Genomic DNA, 16,506 nt, shown 5'->3' with positions numbered 1-16,506 from the left:
ACAACTACCGAAGGAGGAGACAACAAGATGAATCCCGCCGTGGTACTTCCACCGGGGGCGGTGTTCGCGCAACCGCTCACCCCTGTTGCCCAATCGCTCTTGCTCTCGTTCATCGTCGCCGCGCTCCCGATCGCGGCCGCGCTGATCATGCTCGGCGTGTTGCGCCGCCCAGCGTGGCAGGCATCGCTCGCGGGGCTCGTCGTCGGGCTCATCGTGGCGATTGCCGTCTGGGGCATGCCGGCCGGCCTGGCCTTCGACGCCGTCGGCGCTGGTATGGCCCTCGCGCTCGTGCCCGTGATGTGGATCGTGTTCAATGCGCTGCTGCTCTATAACATCGCCGTCAAAACCGGACGCTTCAATCAGTTCCGCCAGTGGATGCTCGATAACCTGCCCGACGACCGGCGGCTCGTGCTGCTTGTCGTCGCGTTCTCGTTCGGATGTTTGCTCGAAGGCATCTCGGGCTTCGGCACACCGGTGGCCATCACCAGCGCGCTCTTGATCGCGCTCGGCTTTCCGGCGCTCGAAGCGCTGACGTTTACACTGATCTTCAATACGGCGCCCGTCGCATTCGGCGCGCTCGGCGTGCCGATCACCGTGCTGGGCGCGGTAACCTCGCTGCCTCCGGTCACGCTCGGCGCCATGGTGGGCCGTCAGTTGCCCTTCTTCGCGCTGTTGCTGCCGTTTTATGTCGTCGGGGTGTACGGCGGCATGCGTTCGATCGGCAAGCTCTGGCCCGCGTTGCTCGTTTCGGGCGGCAGCTTCGCGCTGGCGCAGTTCGTCACGTCGAACTACCTGAGTTATCAATTGACGGACGTGCTTTCATCGCTGACTTCCCTGATCGTGACGATCGCCTTTCTCAAGCTTTGGCGGCCGGAGCCCGACGCGCAATTCGCGATCGCGCGCAGCGGCGGCGATGCGCTCCTCGGAGTCGGCGCCGCACGTCAGCGAGCCGGGTGGGGTGGGTGGCTGCCGTGGATCGTCGTGTCCGTCGTCGTCATCGTTTGGGTGCATGCGAGCATTGCGATGATCGGCGACGTGAAAATCAAGTGGCCGGGGCTGCACAACGCGGTCTATGTCTCGCTCTATCACAAGCCGTACGCCGCGATCTGGGACTTCCAGCCGCTCGGCACCGGCACGGCAATTCTGCTCGCGGCGATCATTACCGCCGCGTGGTCGCGCCTGGGTGTGAGCGATTTCTTCGCTTGCATTGCACTGACATGGCGGCAAACGCGTATCGCCATCGTGACGGTGATGATGATCGTCGGCTTGGCCTATCTACTCAATTATTCGGGGATGAGCTATACGCTCGGTACTGGCGTCGCATCGACAGGCGCCTTCTTTCCGCTGGTGTCGGCCTCGCTCGGGTGGATCGCCGTGTTCCTGTCGGGCAGCGATACCTCGGGCAATGCGCTGTTCGGCAACCTGCAAGTGGTGGCGGCGCGGCAACTGGGCTTGGATCCGGTGCTGATGGCGGCGACGAACTCGTCGGGCGGCGTGATGGGCAAGATGATTTCGCCGCAAAACATCGCGACGGGTGTCTCGACGACGGACCTGAAAGGCCAGGAAGGGCTCGTGTTCGCCCGCACGTTCTGGCATAGCGTGTTCTTGACGCTACTGCTCGGCGTGCTCGTATTTCTGCAGCAGCATGTGTTGACGTGGATGATCCCGGCGATGCCGCAGTAGACGGAGACCGGCGTCGCGATCCTTGGCTTCGATCGGACCGCGACGCGCTTGGGTATCGGCTTCGGTATCGAACAGCGCCGGTGGCTGGCGCGCTCGCTTATGGGCTGGCAGGGTCGGCGGAATCGGCGATGATGGGTACGGTGCGCACGGCCGTCGCGCGCCCCGGCATATGCTTGAACAGGCCCTCGACGTTCGCGCCGCCGAAATGGCGGCCCAACGCCAGCGCTTCCGACTGCTCGGTGCTCGACCAATACCAATCCGTCGTGTCGAATACGTCACGCACCGTCACATAGACGGCATCGAGTTCTCGCTTGGACGGCAGATAGAAGTCCTGATGGCCGTCCTTTTCGTAACTCGCGGCAAAGCGCGCCGCGTCATGCACGTGCTTGAGCACTCGGCAATTGACGAGCGCCTGTGTATTCGCCTGGCCGTCACCTTTATCGCGGGCATCGCGCTCTATCGCGCCGTATCCGCCCCATGCAATACCGATAGCCTCGTCTTCCGCGAGGATCAGCACGCGCGGCTGGTTGCCCGCGTAATCCGGCAAGACGCCCGCATAGCGGCCGCCTTGCCCCTTCCAATATTCGCCGAGTGGCGGTGCGTCGGCGAGCCGAACGCCCTGAGTCGTGTCGATCACGATTGCTCCTTGTTCATGGTTGCGCATGCGTTCCCTCGTGAGAAGCCAGCCTGTCATGCCGTTCCTTCTTCGGCCACGGGTATCGAGCGAGCGGGGCGCGCTCGGCCCTTGATGTGTTTCGGCAACGACGGGACAGGGACGGACTGATCTCCGAAATCACGGCCGTACGCGCCGAGCCTCGATTGCTGCGTGCTGGACCAGTACCAGTCGCTCGGGTCGAACTTGTCGGGGATCGTTTGAAACGCGACGTCGAGTTCACGCCTGGACGGAAGGTAAAAGTCCCGATGGCCATCCTTCTCATAGGACGACGCATATTGCGCCGCCTCGTGCGGATCCTTGCCGTGGCGGCATTCGGTCAGCGATTGCGTGTTCGGCGAACCGTTGTCCGTATCGAGCGCGCCGCCGTCATCGGAACCCAATCCTCCCCATTCGACGTCGATGGCTTCGTCCGCGGCGAAAATCAAAAAACGGGGTTGAGTGCCGACGTAATCGGGGATGATGCCGGCATAGAAGCCGCCTTGCCCTTCCCAGTATTGGCCGACCTGTGGGGCATCGGCCAGCGTTAGACCTCCTCGGGTGGTCGTATCGATCATGTTCGTCTTCCTCGTTGATGAGCCCGCTGCCGGCGCGGGCGGTCGAGCGGCGATCGCGATCTTGCCGCGATGCCGCTTCGCCCGAGCATTCCTCGACGCTTTTAAGACTGGCGGCTGGAGGCGCGACTGAATGCCTTCCCGCCGTGTATTACGCCGGTCCAGAGACGACGATGCGCCTGACGGCGCGGGCCCGCCCGGCGAATGTCTTGAACAGCGTACCGAGCGGCACGCCGTTGAGGTTCACGCCTTGCGCGGTATCGGCTGTCTGCTCGGTGCTCGACCAATACCAGTCTGTTCGAGCGAACTGCGCGGGCAGCGCCGTGGCCGCCATGTCCAATTCGCGCCGGGCCGGCAGATAAAAATCGGTGTGGCCGTCCTTCTGGTATCGCGCCGCCCAGCCCGCGGCCGGGTGCACATGGTCGCAGCGTGACAGTGCGTCGGTATTGGCGTGACCGTCCGTCTTGCTTCGCGCGGCGTGGTCTGGCGCGCCGTTTGGCCCCCATGCCATATTGACGGCTTCCTCGGTGGACAGCACGAGGTGATACGGCGAGGTGCCCGTATAGTCCGGCATGATTCCTGCGTAGATGCCGCCTTGTCCCTCCCAGTATTCGCCCACGGCGGGCGTACCGGTGACCGGATGCTGTGTAAACTCGACCATCATTCGTACTCCTTACTTTCCACGTTTCTACGGTTGAAAGAGATCGTCGACTGATCGAGTAGGAAATTCCTGCCGATGACGGGGGGCGGTGATGGCAGCGCGGGCCATCGATGTCCCTTTCGTCGCTGCGAAACGTCGATGGTGGATAGGCACCTTCGTTCGCCGACGGTGCACCGCGGTAGAAATGGTATGGCCCTGAAGCATGCGGCGTGCGGTGCGCCGCAAATCATGCAGCGCCGGGCGGTTCGCCGATCTTTTGTCTAAACTTTTAGGACGAACGGCCGTTAGCACAGTGAGCCTCGTTCCGATGTATCCGGGGTGCCGCCGGCCCGCTTCCCCTTCTTCGACATGCACGATGAATCGCCAAGCATGACCACTGCACCGATCGCGTATCGCGAGCGCAGCACGCGGACGGGGGCCGGATTTGTGCGCCGCATTTATGTGCTGCGGCTGTTCGGCTTTGGCGTCGGATTTTTCCCACTCCTGCTTTTACTGCATACGCAGCATGCGTCCATCTGGGCCGCCGTCGCTGTCGCGGCCACCTGCTTCCTTTGGCCGCATCTCGCCTATCTGCGGGTCCGTCACGCGCCGCAACCGTTGGTGCGCGAACGCTGGAATTTCATGGTCGACTCGATCAGCGGCGGCTGGTTCGTCGCCGCCGTGCATTTCGCGCCGATCGCCACCGCCGTCGTCTTTTTGATGTTCGCGATCGACAACATGGCGGCTGGCGGGTGGCGCCTGTTCGGCTATGGCCTCGTCGCCATGGCGGTGGGGACGGGGGGCGGCCTGCTGGTGTTCGGCACACAGGTCGTGCATGGCATGGAACCGCATGCCGCCTTCGCTTGGCTGCCTGTTCTGATCGGCTATCCGCTCGTGCTCGCCAAGACGACGTACGACGTCTACTTGAAGCTCAGCGAGCGTTCGACCCGCCTGCGGGACCTGTCCGAACGCGACAGCCTGACCGGCTTGTCGAACCGCATGTCGATCTCGGCGGAACTGCAAGCGATGATGACGCGGGCCGACCATATCCATGTGCTGTTCATCGATCTCGATGCGTTCAAGACCGTCAACGATGCGCTCGGCCACAACGTCGGCGATCGATTGCTGAAGGAAGTGGCCGCGCGGCTGAAGGCCTGCGCGGGCCGCGACGATGTCGTGGCGCGCTACGGCGGCGACGAGTTCATCGTCGTCAGCGAACTGGACGGCAATGACGTTCGCGAGGCGCTCGCCAGCGCGGTGCTGGAGGCGCTCGCCGAGCCGATTTTCGTGGCCGGGCATGACCTCGTCGTCGGGGCCAGCATCGGCATCAGCGTGTTTCCCGAGGAGGGTGAAGATGCCGAATCGTTGATACGCGCCGCCGACATGGCGATGTATGCGGCCAAGGGCCGCGGCCGCAACTGCTTCGAGTTCTATCGCCATCGCATGCGCAGCGACGCCGATGCGCGGCTGAAAATGTCGGGCCGCCTCAGAAAAGCGATCGAAGGCGGCAAGCTGCATTTGAACTATCAACCGCAGGTGGATATGCGCACGGGCGAGGTGCGCGGCCTCGAAGCGCTCGTGCGTTGGCGGGACGACGATCACGGGATGATGGATCCGGTCGATTTCGTGGCCGCGGCCGAAGCCTCCGGGCTCGTGTCGCAGCTGGGCGAATGGGTGCTGCGCGCGGCGTGCGAACAGGCGGCGCAATGGCGCGCGCTGCAGGCGCAGCCCGTGCCCATCTCCGTCAATGTGTCGCCGCTTCAACTGCAACGCGCCGGCATCGTCGCAACGTTTCGGCGCGTCATTGCCGAAACGGGCATGGACCCTTCGCTGCTCGAGCTCGAGGTGACGGAAACAGCGCTGATGATCAACCCGGAAGCGTCGGCCCGCCGGCTGGCGGAATTTCGGCGCCTCGGCATGCGGGTCGCGATTGACGACTTCGGCATGGGCTATTCGAGCCTCGGCCAACTGCGCGCGTTGCCGGTGGACCGCATCAAGATCGATCGCGCGTTCGTGCGAGGCATCGGCGAAGGCGACTCGGGGGCGATCGCAACGGCGGTGGTGACGCTCGCCAGAGCGTTCGGACTCGACGTGATTGCGGAGGGTGTCGAAACGCAGGCGCAGCGGGCGTTCCTTATCGCGCTCGGCTGCGCCGATGCGCAAGGATTTCTATTCAGCAAGCCGCTCGACGCCGATGCGACGACGCGGCTCTTGCTGCAAGGCGCCAAGTTGCCCGTCCCTCCCGCCGTCGAGCATAGCGGCACGCCCAGCGGCGTAGCGGCAGCCTGACCGGTTGCCCGCGCCTGACGCCCGACGAGAACGCTCAAGGCTGCAGGCCTCGATGCAAAAGCGCGGTATCGTGTCGGCTAGTGCGGCGGGCGCCCGAGCGCCAGCCGTTTCCGAGTTCTTTCGTTTTTTCGTTTCGTGACTATCCCCGATCCGGCTTTTCCCCTCATTCATTGGAGCGACAACGGCGCCGAACTGAGCGCGCACTGGCGCTCCGAAGCCGGCGTGGCGCCTCCGCGCCGCGTCGTGCTGGCCGATGACCGCACAACGGCCGATGCAGCCTATCGCCAAGCCAGTGAAGGCATCGCACTGTTGTGGCGCGGCGATTTCCAAAATGCGCGGCAGCTGTTGCAGGCCATGGCCCGCCGCATCGACCGCAAGCGACGCAAGCCGCCCGCGTCGCCGCTCGATGCGTTCAATGCGCATCGGCAGGCACAGGCACAACGGGCGCGCACGCTTGGCATGCTGCTCATCCCGCTCGACGCCGGCTATGCGATTCCGCTTCGGCGCGCACCCGACGTAAAGGCGGCGTGCCAAGAGGTCTACGGGGATGCCGATGGGCCGGACGGCGTAACGTCTGTCGTCTCGCTGCGCGAACTGCTGGGGTTGATCGGCGCGCACGAATGGCGCAAGAAGGGTGTCGAAATCGCCGCACTCGGGGCGCGCATTCATCCGTATTACGGTGTGTTCTCACCTGTGCGGGGCGAGTACATCGAACTCGTCGCGCGTGCGCCGCTGCCATCGTCCGCCTTGGCGTTCGACATCGGGACGGGCACGGGCGTGCTCGCGGCGATGCTCGCCAGGCGCGGGCTGCAGCGGGTGATCGCGACCGACACCGATCCGCGCGCGCTGGCCTGCGCGCGCGAGAACATCGGGCGCCTTGGGCTCGCCGGGCAAGTGGAAGTCTGCGAGGCCGATTTGTTTCCACCGGGGCGGGCTCCGCTCATCGTCTGCAATCCCCCGTGGCTCCCTGCGCGGCCCAGTTCACCGATCGAACGTGCCGTCTACGACCCCGATAGCCGCATGCTGAGCGGATTCCTGGACGGGCTGGCCGCGCACCTCGAGCCGGGCGGCGAAGGGTGGCTGATCCTGTCCGATTTTGCGGAGCATTTGGGCCTGCGCACGCGCGAGGCGTTGCAGACGATGATCGATGCGGCGGGTTTGAAGGTGTTGGGCCGCGACGATATTCGGCCGGTCCATCCGAAGGCGGCGGATCTCTCCGATCCGCTTCACCGTGCCCGGGCGCTCGAAGTGACTTCGCTGTGGCGGCTCGGCGTGAAGTAAGGCAGCGCCCAGGCCCGCGCGCGGCATAGTGCGCGGAGCCAGGGCGGGGCAGCAGCGGCTCAGCCCGGGTAGGCTTCGTCGACTTTCAATCCAGCGAGCTTGAAGATGACGCGCAAGGTTTGCGGGCGGATGTCGCGCCTCGAGGCGAGCGTCGTCAAGATGAAGTCGACGACTTTCGCATACTTGAGCAGCGTCAACATCGCTTCGAGGCCCGGATCGGTGTCGCGCATCGATTCGGCGAGCCGCAGCATTTCCACCGAAATGTCGCGCGCCATTTCGAGTTCGAGCTGCTGCTTCTCCGACCAGCCGGTAGGCGGCGTCAGGAGGTTGGCGAGCATCGCCTGAAACTTTTGCTCCGCGTCTGAGTTCGGTATCGTAGCCATAGCTGTCATCCTTTCGTCAACTTGCCTGCTCGCTGTTCGTTCGCCGAGGGCGGACGGATCGCGCTGGGCGTTTGGGTCGTCGCGGCGTAACGGTTACGTAACGCGACGGCACACGCGTGGGTACCGCGTCGTCGCCAAAGGCGTGAGGGCCCTTGCCGCGCCTTGCTCGCCGCGTAAAGGCGCTGCGCTTCGCGGTAGCGGAAAATGGCGTCCGCGCCTTGATGCAAAGTTCGTTCCCGCACGCCTTTCGCGCGTCTCTCGCGCTTTTGGGTAAACTGACGCGATTGTTTTCGCGCTTCTGTAGGCTGTCGCACGCTGGCGGCGACTTGCCCGAGCGCTGTCCCACATGTCGAACAAGACCTACGAAATCCGCCCCAATCAATCCGTCGAATTGCTCAAGGAGCTGCATATCCTGACGCGCGACGGCAAGATGAACCAAGACAGCCGGCGCAAGCTGAAGCAGGTCTATCACCTGTTCCAATTCATCGAACCGCTGCTCGCGGATGTCGTACGCGAGCGGGGCGCCGTGACGCTCGTCGATCACGGCGCGGGCAAGTCCTACCTTGGTTTTATTCTGTACGATCTTTTTTTCAAGTCCCTGCCGCCGGCTACCGGATCGCGGATCTACGGAATCGAAACACGCGCGGAACTCGTCGAGAAATCGGCGGCCCTGGCTGCGCGGCTCGGCTTCGAGGCAATGTCCTTTCTGAACGTGTCGGTGGCCGATTCGATCGATTCGGCACGCTTGCCCGAAACGGTGGATGTCGTCACGGCGCTGCACGCGTGCGACACGGCGACGGACGACGCGATTCGCTTCGCCTTGGAAAAGCGCGCGCGTTACATCGTGCTGGTGCCTTGCTGCCAGGCGGAAGTGGCAGGCGTGCTACGCCGCAACAAGGGCCAATCGCTCGGCAACGCCCTGACCGAGATCTACCGCCATCCGCTGCATACGCGCGAATTCGGCAGTCAAATCACGAACGTGCTGCGCTGCCTGCAATTGGAGGCGCATGGCTATCAGGTGAGCGTGACGGAACTCGTCGGGTGGGAGCATTCGATGAAGAACGAGCTCATCATCGCGCAGTACAAGGACTTGCCGCGGCGCCGGCCCACGGAGCGTTTGACCGAAGTGCTCGATACGTTCGGCCTCGATTCGCTGCGAGCACGGTTCTTTACGCCGGCTTAGTCAGGAGGAGCGAGGAGCGGCCGGCGGATCGTCGGCCAGGCCCGAAGAGGCGCGCTCGCTCCCCGCCATCCATTCGCGCCAGCCCGCATGGCCCAGGCGGCGCAGCGTTTCCTGATTGCGCTCGTAGATGTCGGCGGCGTCGGGAAACGCGCGCACCGCGCGCTCCACGCTCGCTTCGCGCAGCAGGTGCAACGTCGGGTAGGGCGCCCGGTTCGTATAGTTTTCGATGTCCTCGGGCTGCGTGCCATCGAATTGATAGTGCGGATGAAAACTGGCGATCTGCAGCTCGCCGTCGAGCCGCAGCTGGCCGAGCAGGCGCTCCGCGAAGAACAGCGCGTCGTTGAATGCGAGGAAATCGGCGAACGCGTGTGGAAAAATCAAAAGCGTCGTGTCGATGCGTTCGGGATTGGCTTCGGCGAGCGCCCGCAGCTCGGCTTCCAGCACGATCAACATGCCTTCCAGCTCGCGCGCATCGCTCACCACATAGCGGATCTGCTGCTTGGTATGGACGCCCTTCGCGAACGGGCACAGATTCAGCCCGATCACCGCCCGGGTCAGCCAATGCCGCGTCGCGGCAACCACCTCATCCGCACCGGCGGGCATCGTTGGGCGATCGCTATGTTCTCGTGGAGCGGTATCGGGGCTTGGCATGTCAGTGACGGTGAGGGGGCGGCAGAGGGTGCGCAACAGCCGGCATTCTACGCACCGGGGCGGTTCGGCTGCCCACAGGCGAGCGCAACGAGCTGGGCCGCCACGCGCGGGGCCGCGAGGATCGGGCCGCATCCGGGCCCGAACGTCTGACTGGCCGCGTAGACCCCTTCGATCAGCAGCGCAAGCGCATCGGCAAGGCCCGCCGGATCATCGGCGCCGGCGGCCGTCGTCAGTTCGGTGAGCCGTTCGACCAGCTCCTCCTTGTTGCGCGCAACGATCTCCCGGGCCGGGTGCGCCGGATCGGGAAACTCGGCCGCGACGTTGACGAACGGGCAGCCGCGGTAGCCTTCGCGTGAGGCACGACTCGCCAAGTCCTCGAAATATTGCGTGATTTGACGCGCGGGATCGCCCGGATGCATCGCAATGCTCTTATCGAAGAACGCGAAAAAACAATCGTTCGACTGCTCCAGGTAAGCCGCGATCAGTTCGTCCTTCGAGGCGAACTGCCGGTAAAGGCTCATCTTGTTGACGCCGGCGCGCTCAACGACGGCATCGACGCCGACCGCGCGCACCCCTTCCTGATAAAAGAGCTCGGCGGCGGCGCGCAGCAGTAACTGCTGGGCGGTGGCGCCGTCGGTATGCGGGCGCGTGCGTCCGGCGGCCGATTGGGCCCTGGCGGCGGACTTGGCAACCGGCGCGCTCATGCCGGCGATCTCGACGTGTCTGTCTTTCATGGCGAACTGTCTGAAGTGTCCCTTTGGTCCCGTTTGTCATTATTGGTCGACCGCGATTGTGGCGCCGATCGCTCGATCGTCCAAGACTACGAATGGCCCTGCTTGACATGTTACCGATCGGTAACTACGATGGCAACTCGCACTTGTGACAGGTCTGTAACAAAACTGATCGAACGTCTTGCCGAACCACCCGGGACGGGGCGATCTATCACGCTAATCACGCGCGCCGGCAAGCCGGCAGGGGCGGCGCAGGACGCGCGTCAACAGGAGTGCCGATGAACTGGATTGCAACAAAAATGAATGGGCGCGCGCACTACGGCTGGGTCGTCGCCGCCGTCGTGTTCCTGGTCTTGCTCGCGGCTGCCGGGACGCGGGCGACGCCCAGCGTGCTGATGCTGCCGCTCGAGCATCAATTGGGCTGGAGCCGCGCGACGATCTCGCTGGCCATCTCGGTCAATATCGCGCTATACGGGCTCACCGGTCCGTTTGCCGCCGCCTCGATGCAGCGTTTCGGCGTGCGGCCCACGTTGATGACGGCACTCGTGGTGATGGCGATGGGGGTGGCGGTTTCGTCGATGATGACGGCGCCCTGGCAAATGATTGCGATCTGGGGCGTGATGGTGGGTGGCGCGACAGGTGTCGCGGCGCTGACGCTGTCGGCGACGGTCGTCAATCGCTGGTTCGTTCAGCGCCGCGGGCTCGTGATGGGCGTGCTCACCGCCAGCTCGGCCACCGGCCAGCTCGTGTTCCTGCCGATGCTCGCCGCGGTGGCTCAGCACCACGGCTGGCGGCCGGTCGTCTTGATCGTCGCCGCCGTCGCGGCGGTGGTGCTGCCGCTGGTCGCGTTCCTGCTGCCCGAGCGCCCGGCCAGCGTCGGCTTGCGTCCGTATGGTGAGCCTCACGATGCCCCGCGCACCGATGCGCAATCGGCGCAAAACCCGCTCGCGATCGCATTCGGTACGCTCGCGATGGCCAGTAAGTCGCGCGATTTCTGGCTGCTCTTCTTCAGCTTCTTCATTTGCGGCGCTAGCACGAACGGCTATGTCGGCACTCACCTGATCGCGATGTGCGGCGATTACGGGTTGAGCGAGGTGCAAGGCGCATCGCTGCTCGCGGCGATGGGCATCTTCGATCTGTTTGGCACGACGCTGTCGGGATGGCTCTCCGATCGCTTCAACAGCCGCGTGCTGCTGTTCTTTTATTACGGCCTGCGCGGGCTGTCGCTGATGTACCTGCCCTACGCGTTCGGCATCGACTTCTTCGGATTGCCGCTGTTCGCGGCGTTCTACGGGCTCGATTGGATCGCGACGGTACCGCCGACGGTGCGTCTCACCACCGATGTCTTCGGCAAGGATTCCGCGCCGGTCGTGTTCGGCTGGGTGGTCGCGGGCCATCAGCTCGGTGCGGCGTTCGCCGCGTACGGTGCGGGGCTCCTGCGCTCGAGCTTGGGCACGTACACGGTGGCGTCGATGATCTCGGGCGGATTATGTCTGATCGCGTCGGTCCTCGTGCTGCGCATTCACCGCCGCGGTGCCGTGCGGGCCGTGGCCGCGACGGCCGCTTGAACGAGCCGCGGCGCGCGTCCGCCGCGCGCCCACCGGACGGGAGCGTGCGGGTGGCTTACGGCGTGTCGCGCAGGACCGATAGGGGCGCTGCGACGTGTTCGAGCGGTTTGCGTTCGGCGTCGACGCCCCAAATGGCAGCGATCACGGCGGCGGCCAGCATCAACGCGGAACCCACGAGATAGCCTTCGAAGACGGCGCCGCGCTGCTGGGTATCGATGAGCCGCCCGAAGAACGCGGGCCCCGCGATCCCGCCGAGCGCCGTGCCGAATGCATAGAACACCGCGATCGCGAGCGCGCGAATTTCGAGCGGGAACGATTCGCTCACCGTCAGATAGGCGGAACTTGCCGCTGCCGACGCAAAAAAGAAAATCACCATCCAGGCGACCGTTTGTTCCTCCACGGTAAGGACGCCCCGGGCAAACAGATAGCCGCTGCCGGTCAGCAACAAGCCGGACAGCGCATAGGTCAACGCGATCATCGCTCGGCGCCCGATCGTGTCGAATGCGCGGCCCAGCACGATCGGGCCGAGAAAGTTGCCCAGCGCGAATGGCAAGAGGTACCAGCCGACCCGGCCGCCGGGCACCCCATAGAAATCGGTGAGGACGAGCGCATAGGTGAAGAAGATGGCGTTGTAGAAGAACGCTTGGGCGGTCATGAGCGAGAGCCCGACGAGCGAGCGCCGCCGGTGTGTGACGAACAGGGCGTGGAACACTTCGGCAAGCGGCGTGCTCTCGCGCCGCTGGAACCGCAGCGTCTGCAGCGCCTCGGACAACGGAGCGCGGCCCGCGCGGTGAAAGCGTGCTTCGATTTCCTCGACGACGCGCGTTGCCTCGTGCGGCTGGCTGTGCGTGAGGAGCCAGCGTGGACTTTCCGGCACCCAGAACCGCATGAACACGATGACGAACGCGAGGGCCGCGCCGATGAAAAAGCAGGCGCGCCAGCCCCAATCGCCCGGAAGGACGTGCGGATCGAGCAGCACGATCGAGCCGCCCGCGCCGAGCGCCGCCCCGATCCAGAACGTGCCGTTGATGCCGAGATCGGTCCATCCGCGGACGCGCGCGGGCGTGAACTCTTGAATCGTCGAATTAATCGCCGCGTATTCGCCGCCGATCCCGGCGCCCGTCAAAAAGCGCAGCGTCGCGAAGCTCGCGAAGTTCCACGACAGTGCGGTGGCGGCAGTCGCCGCGAGATAAAGCCCGAGCGTCGCAAAAAAGAGCTTGCGGCGCCCCAGCCGATCGGTGAGCCAGCCGAACAGCAGGGCGCCGAGCACCGCCCCGCCGATATAGGCGCTCCCGGCCAAGCCGATGTCGGCATCGGTGAGCCGCAGCACGGGGCTCGATTTCAGGGCGCCCGCCACGGCCCCGGCCAGGGTGACTTCGAGGCCGTCCAGCAGCCACGTGATGCCGAGTGCGGCGACAATCAGCGTATGAAAGCGGCCCCATGGCAAGCGATCGAGCCGCGAGGGCAAATCGGTGGTAATGACGTCGTCGCGCGAGGTGACGCTCGTCGCGGTTTTCAGGCCGGTCTTCAGGCCGGTGTTCAAGCTCATATCGGCTCAATCTCCTGAGGGATGCGGTGATTGTGCGGGCCGCGCAGGCGGCGGACCGCCCGCCTGCGCCGCACAGCGCGTGCCGGGCCGCGTACGCGCGCGGCTCGGAAGGCGCACCGATTGCTTGTGCAGGGGAGTTCGTGTTACAAAGCCGCTCCCTTCTGTTCGCATAAAGTGAGTTGCGATGCAAGCGATGCCCTATTGTGCGATCGACTTCGGTACGTCCAACTCCGCCGTAGCCCTCCCGCTCGGCGAGACGATGATGCTGGCCCCTGTCGAAGGCGCACACACCACGCTGCCCACCGCCGTCTTTTTCAATGCCGACGAGCATACGCGCGCCTATGGACGGGCGGCCCTGGCCGAATACATCGATGGTTTCGACGGGCGCCTGATGCGCTCGCTCAAGAGCATCCTTGGCTCGTCGCTGGCCGAAACGGCGACGGATCTGGGCGACGGCAGCGCGATCAAGTTCACCGAAATCATCTCGATTTTCGTGGCTTTTCTGAAACGCCAGGCCGAAGCGTGCGCGGGCGTCACGATCGAACGCGCCGTGCTGGGGCGCCCCGTGTTCTTTGTCGATGACGATCCGCGGGCCGATCAGCTGGCGCAGCAGCAGCTCGAAGCGGCCGCGCGCGCGGCGGGCTTGAAAGAGATCCACTTCCAGTACGAGCCCATCGCCGCCGCGTTCGATTACGAATCGCGCTTGCACGAAGAAGGGCTTGTGCTGGTCGCCGATATCGGCGGCGGTACGTCCGACTTTTCGCTCGTGCGCGTCGGCCCGGACCGTATGCGGCGAATCGAGCGTAAGGACGATGTGCTCGCGCACCACGGCGTGCACGTGGCCGGGACCGACTTTGACCGGCGCGTGGAACTCGAGACGATCCTGCCCGAGCTTGGATATCGGACCCTCGATCCCGAAGGCCGGGAGGTCCCGAACCGCATCTACTTCGATCTCGCGACGTGGCACCTGATCAATACGATCTACACGGGCAAGCGGGTGGGGGAACTCGCGCTGATGCGCCATCTGTATCGCGATGTTCAGCATCACGAACGCCTCATGCGCGTCGTGGAGCGCCGCTTGGGACACGCGCTCGCGGCCCGTGCGGAAGAGGCGAAGATCGGGGTGGCGGCCGGCGGAGAAACGTCGATCGACCTGGACGATGTCGAAGCCGATTTGCGAATCGCCTTCGACGAAGCGCAATTGATTGCCGCCGGCTCCGAGGACGCGCAGCGGATTGCCACCGCGGCGCGCGAGACGGTCAAGGCGGCGGGCGTGGCGCTCGGGGATGTCGATGCCCTGTATTTCACGGGCGGTACCACCGGGCTGCATTTTCTGACGAACGCGCTCTGCGCGGCATTTCCCGATGCCAAGCCAGTGTTCGGCGATCGGCTGGCGAGCGTGGCGGCGGGGCTCGGTATCCACGCACAGCGTCTTTTCGCCTAGCGAAGCCTCATTCCGAACGCGCCAAAACAAAAAACCCCGCACGTGGCGGGGTTTTCTCTTTGCGAGGCGCGACGCGTTTCGCGGCGCCTCAGCACACTAAAGCACTTGAATGCTTACAGCGGCTTGATGTTCGCAGCTTGCTTGCCCTTGGGGCCCGTCTTCACTTCGAACGACACTTTTTGGTTTTCTTGGAGCGTCTTGAAGCCATCGACGCGGATTTCCGAGAAGTGCGCGAAGAGGTCTTCGCCGCCGCCATCGGGGGTGATGAAGCCAAAGCCCTTAGCGTCGTTGAACCACTTGACGGTACCGGTTTCCATATTACAAATTCCTAAATTGGGTGAAAAAGGCCGAAGCCTGGGAGCGCACGAAAGTCAAGGAAGGGTAAAAGGACAACCGGAGTACCTGATGGGGGCGACCTACGAAAGACCAATCAACACTCGCCACTTGAAATCCTGCACGGATATTTATACGGCGGAATTGCGCCGAGGTCAACATAATTTTCGCGGCGCAACATGATATTCGTCTGATCAGGCAGTCAGGCTCTCTTACGAAACTTTCATCTCGTGATGTTTTTTTGTTGGTGACGGATCATTTTGCACCAATTAAGTGATTGCAACCGGTAAACTACGCGCCGCGCGAGATGTGGTTGCGCCAAGTTGCGGTTTCCCCTCGCCGCAGTGCCTGCATCGGTTGCACGTTTCTTGCAGAACCAGCGCGTGTCCCCCAACCCGCGCGGCATTCGAATATCCCCAAGGAGAGGTTGTGAAAAGTTCTATTCAACGGAACATCGGGCCATTTGCGCTGATGCTTACCGGCCTGGGCTCGATCATCGGGTCCGGCTGGCTGTTCGGTGCGTGGAAGGCGGCCAAGATCGCTGGGCCGGCGGCATTGTGCGCGTGGATCATCGGCGCCGTCGTGATTCTCGCCATCGCGCTGACGTACGCGGAACTGGGTGCCATGTTCCCCGAATCGGGCGGCATGGTGCGCTACGCTCGCTATTCGCACGGCGCCCTCGTCGGCTTCATCAGCGCATGGGCGAACTGGATCGCCATCGTGTCCGTGATTCCTATCGAAGCGGAGGCATCGATCCAATACATGAGCACGTGGCCCTATCCTTGGGCGCACGCGTTGTTCCTGAACGGATCGCTCACGCCACCGGGATTGTTCCTGTCGGCGCTGCTCGTGATCGTCTACTTCATGCTCAACTACTGGGGCGTGAAAGTGTTCGCGCGGGCGAATACGGCCATCACGGTGTTCAAGTTCATCATTCCGGGCCTGACGATCCTCGGCTTGATGGCGTCGGGCTTCCATAGCGAGAACTTCGGCACCACGAGTTCGTTTGCGCCGTATGGCTGGTCGGCCGTGTTTACGGCTGTCGCGACGAGCGGCATCGTGTTCAGCTTCAACGGCTTCCAAAGCCCGGTGAACCTCGCCGGCGAAGCGCGTAATCCCTCGAAGAGCGTGCCGTTCGCGGTGATCGGCTCGATTCTGCTCGCGCTCGTCATTTATGTGCTGCTGCAAGTCGCCTACATCGGCGCGGTCAATCCGGCCGATGTCGTGAACGGCTGGAGCCACTTCAACTTCGCGTCGCCGTTCGCCGAACTCGCGCTCGCGTTGAATCTGAACTGGCTCGCGATCCTGCTGTACGTCGATGCATTCGTGAGCCCGAGCGGCACCGGCACGACGTATATGGCCACGACGACGCGCATGATCTACGCGATGGAGCGCAATAACACGCTGCCGAAGATGTTCGGCAACGTGCACCCGTTCTACGGTGTGCCGCGCAACGCGATGTGGTTCAACCTCTTCGTCTCGTTCATCTTCATGTTCTTCTTCCGCGGCTGGGGCTCGCTGGCCGCCGTCATTTCGGTCGCGAC

The 16,506-nt window shown here is 64.1% G+C and carries 15 protein-coding genes; 7 read left to right on the top strand and 8 right to left on the bottom strand.

The features are described 5' to 3' along the window. Positions 1-27 precede the first annotated feature (27 nt). Entirely contained in the window at positions 28-1,683 is a 1,656-nt protein-coding gene (locus tag ACTHL0_RS12970; RefSeq protein WP_440567150.1) for an L-lactate permease, read from the top strand. Between the two features lie 97 nt (positions 1,684-1,780). On the opposite strand, the gene ACTHL0_RS12965 is transcribed toward ACTHL0_RS12970, so the two are convergent. From ACTHL0_RS12965 to ACTHL0_RS12955, 3 genes are all read right to left on the bottom strand, one after another. Beyond that, positions 1,781-2,320 (bottom strand): hypothetical protein, encoded by a 540-nt coding sequence (locus tag ACTHL0_RS12965; protein WP_440567149.1) that lies wholly within the window; start codon positions 2,318-2,320, stop codon positions 1,781-1,783. Between the two features lie 53 nt (positions 2,321-2,373). Then, on the bottom strand, positions 2,374-2,913 hold the full coding sequence (locus ACTHL0_RS12960; protein WP_440567148.1) for a hypothetical protein: 540 nt from the start codon (positions 2,911-2,913) through the stop codon (positions 2,374-2,376). Between the two features lie 148 nt (positions 2,914-3,061). Further along, entirely contained in the window at positions 3,062-3,574 is a 513-nt protein-coding gene (locus ACTHL0_RS12955; RefSeq protein WP_440567147.1) for a hypothetical protein, read from the bottom strand. 366 nt (positions 3,575-3,940) lie between these two features. Here ACTHL0_RS12955 and ACTHL0_RS12950 point away from each other — a divergent pair, with 366 nt between their 5' ends. Beyond that, the gene (locus ACTHL0_RS12950; protein WP_440567146.1) at positions 3,941-5,839 is read left to right on the top strand and encodes a putative bifunctional diguanylate cyclase/phosphodiesterase; all 1,899 of its coding nucleotides are present in this window, start codon (positions 3,941-3,943) and stop codon (positions 5,837-5,839) included. A 141-nt stretch (positions 5,840-5,980) separates the two neighbouring features. Next, complete coding sequence (locus ACTHL0_RS12945) at positions 5,981-7,120, top strand: methyltransferase (RefSeq protein ID WP_440567182.1); 1,140 nt, start codon at positions 5,981-5,983, stop codon at positions 7,118-7,120. A 59-nt stretch (positions 7,121-7,179) separates the two neighbouring features. On the opposite strand, the gene ACTHL0_RS12940 is transcribed toward ACTHL0_RS12945, so the two are convergent. Beyond that, positions 7,180-7,503, bottom strand: coding sequence for a DNA-binding protein (locus ACTHL0_RS12940; protein ID WP_440567145.1), 324 nt, complete (start codon positions 7,501-7,503; stop codon positions 7,180-7,182). A 346-nt stretch (positions 7,504-7,849) separates the two neighbouring features. Here ACTHL0_RS12940 and ACTHL0_RS12935 point away from each other — a divergent pair, with 346 nt between their 5' ends. Further along, on the top strand, positions 7,850-8,686 hold the full coding sequence (locus tag ACTHL0_RS12935) for a class I SAM-dependent methyltransferase (protein WP_440567144.1): 837 nt from the start codon (positions 7,850-7,852) through the stop codon (positions 8,684-8,686). Here the strand turns inward: ACTHL0_RS12935 and ACTHL0_RS12930 are convergent, their stop codons facing one another. Both ACTHL0_RS12930 and ACTHL0_RS12925 read right to left on the bottom strand, forming a co-directional pair. After that, the gene (locus ACTHL0_RS12930) at positions 8,687-9,289 is read right to left on the bottom strand and encodes a DUF1415 domain-containing protein (protein ID WP_440567143.1); all 603 of its coding nucleotides are present in this window, start codon (positions 9,287-9,289) and stop codon (positions 8,687-8,689) included. 95 nt (positions 9,290-9,384) lie between these two features. After that, a complete protein-coding gene (locus tag ACTHL0_RS12925) occupies positions 9,385-10,041 on the bottom strand; it encodes a TetR/AcrR family transcriptional regulator (protein WP_440567181.1) in 657 nt (218 codons plus the stop codon). Positions 10,042-10,346: 305 nt separating this feature from the next. Here ACTHL0_RS12925 and ACTHL0_RS12920 point away from each other — a divergent pair, with 305 nt between their 5' ends. After that, entirely contained in the window at positions 10,347-11,636 is a 1,290-nt protein-coding gene (locus tag ACTHL0_RS12920; protein WP_440567142.1) for an MFS transporter, read from the top strand. Positions 11,637-11,691: 55 nt separating this feature from the next. On the opposite strand, the gene ACTHL0_RS12915 is transcribed toward ACTHL0_RS12920, so the two are convergent. Continuing rightward, entirely contained in the window at positions 11,692-13,185 is a 1,494-nt protein-coding gene (locus ACTHL0_RS12915) for an MFS transporter (protein WP_440567141.1), read from the bottom strand. A 193-nt stretch (positions 13,186-13,378) separates the two neighbouring features. Between ACTHL0_RS12915 and ACTHL0_RS12910 the strand changes: the two genes are divergently transcribed. After that, complete coding sequence (locus ACTHL0_RS12910) at positions 13,379-14,629, top strand: Hsp70 family protein (protein WP_440567180.1); 1,251 nt, start codon at positions 13,379-13,381, stop codon at positions 14,627-14,629. Between the two features lie 113 nt (positions 14,630-14,742). Here the strand turns inward: ACTHL0_RS12910 and ACTHL0_RS12905 are convergent, their stop codons facing one another. Next, the gene (locus ACTHL0_RS12905; protein WP_102645243.1) at positions 14,743-14,946 is read right to left on the bottom strand and encodes a cold-shock protein; all 204 of its coding nucleotides are present in this window, start codon (positions 14,944-14,946) and stop codon (positions 14,743-14,745) included. Between the two features lie 445 nt (positions 14,947-15,391). Here ACTHL0_RS12905 and ACTHL0_RS12900 point away from each other — a divergent pair. Next, the coding region (locus ACTHL0_RS12900) for an APC family permease (RefSeq protein WP_440567140.1) at positions 15,392-16,506 on the top strand (1,115 nt) is incomplete at its 3' end.

This window comes from Trinickia sp., from assembly GCF_051961175.1.
Classification (GTDB): Bacteria; Pseudomonadota; Gammaproteobacteria; order Burkholderiales; family Burkholderiaceae; genus Trinickia.
The sequence above is the reverse complement of the archived record's forward strand: the minus strand, read 5'-3'. Positions and strand labels throughout refer to the sequence as shown.

Excerpts from the sequence above, each read along its gene's own strand:
- ACTHL0_RS12970 (WP_440567150.1), top strand. The coding sequence starts at position 28 with ATGAATCCCGCCGTGGTACTTCCACCGGGGGCGGTGTTCGCGCAACCG.
- ACTHL0_RS12960 (WP_440567148.1), bottom strand. The coding sequence starts at position 2,913 with ATGATCGATACGACCACCCGAGGAGGTCTAACGCTGGCCGATGCCCCA.
- ACTHL0_RS12955 (WP_440567147.1), bottom strand. The coding sequence starts at position 3,574 with ATGATGGTCGAGTTTACACAGCATCCGGTCACCGGTACGCCCGCCGTG.
- ACTHL0_RS12950 (WP_440567146.1), top strand. The coding sequence starts at position 3,941 with ATGACCACTGCACCGATCGCGTATCGCGAGCGCAGCACGCGGACGGGG.
- ACTHL0_RS12940 (WP_440567145.1), bottom strand. The coding sequence starts at position 7,503 with ATGGCTACGATACCGAACTCAGACGCGGAGCAAAAGTTTCAGGCGATG.
- ACTHL0_RS12935 (WP_440567144.1), top strand. The coding sequence starts at position 7,850 with ATGTCGAACAAGACCTACGAAATCCGCCCCAATCAATCCGTCGAATTG.
- ACTHL0_RS12930 (WP_440567143.1), bottom strand. The coding sequence starts at position 9,289 with ATGCCCGCCGGTGCGGATGAGGTGGTTGCCGCGACGCGGCATTGGCTG.
- ACTHL0_RS12925 (WP_440567181.1), bottom strand. The coding sequence starts at position 10,041 with ATGAGCGCGCCGGTTGCCAAGTCCGCCGCCAGGGCCCAATCGGCCGCC.
- ACTHL0_RS12920 (WP_440567142.1), top strand. The coding sequence starts at position 10,347 with ATGAACTGGATTGCAACAAAAATGAATGGGCGCGCGCACTACGGCTGG.
- ACTHL0_RS12915 (WP_440567141.1), bottom strand. The coding sequence starts at position 13,185 with ATGAGCTTGAACACCGGCCTGAAGACCGGCCTGAAAACCGCGACGAGC.
- ACTHL0_RS12910 (WP_440567180.1), top strand. The coding sequence starts at position 13,379 with ATGCCCTATTGTGCGATCGACTTCGGTACGTCCAACTCCGCCGTAGCC.
- ACTHL0_RS12905 (WP_102645243.1), bottom strand. The coding sequence starts at position 14,946 with ATGGAAACCGGTACCGTCAAGTGGTTCAACGACGCTAAGGGCTTTGGC.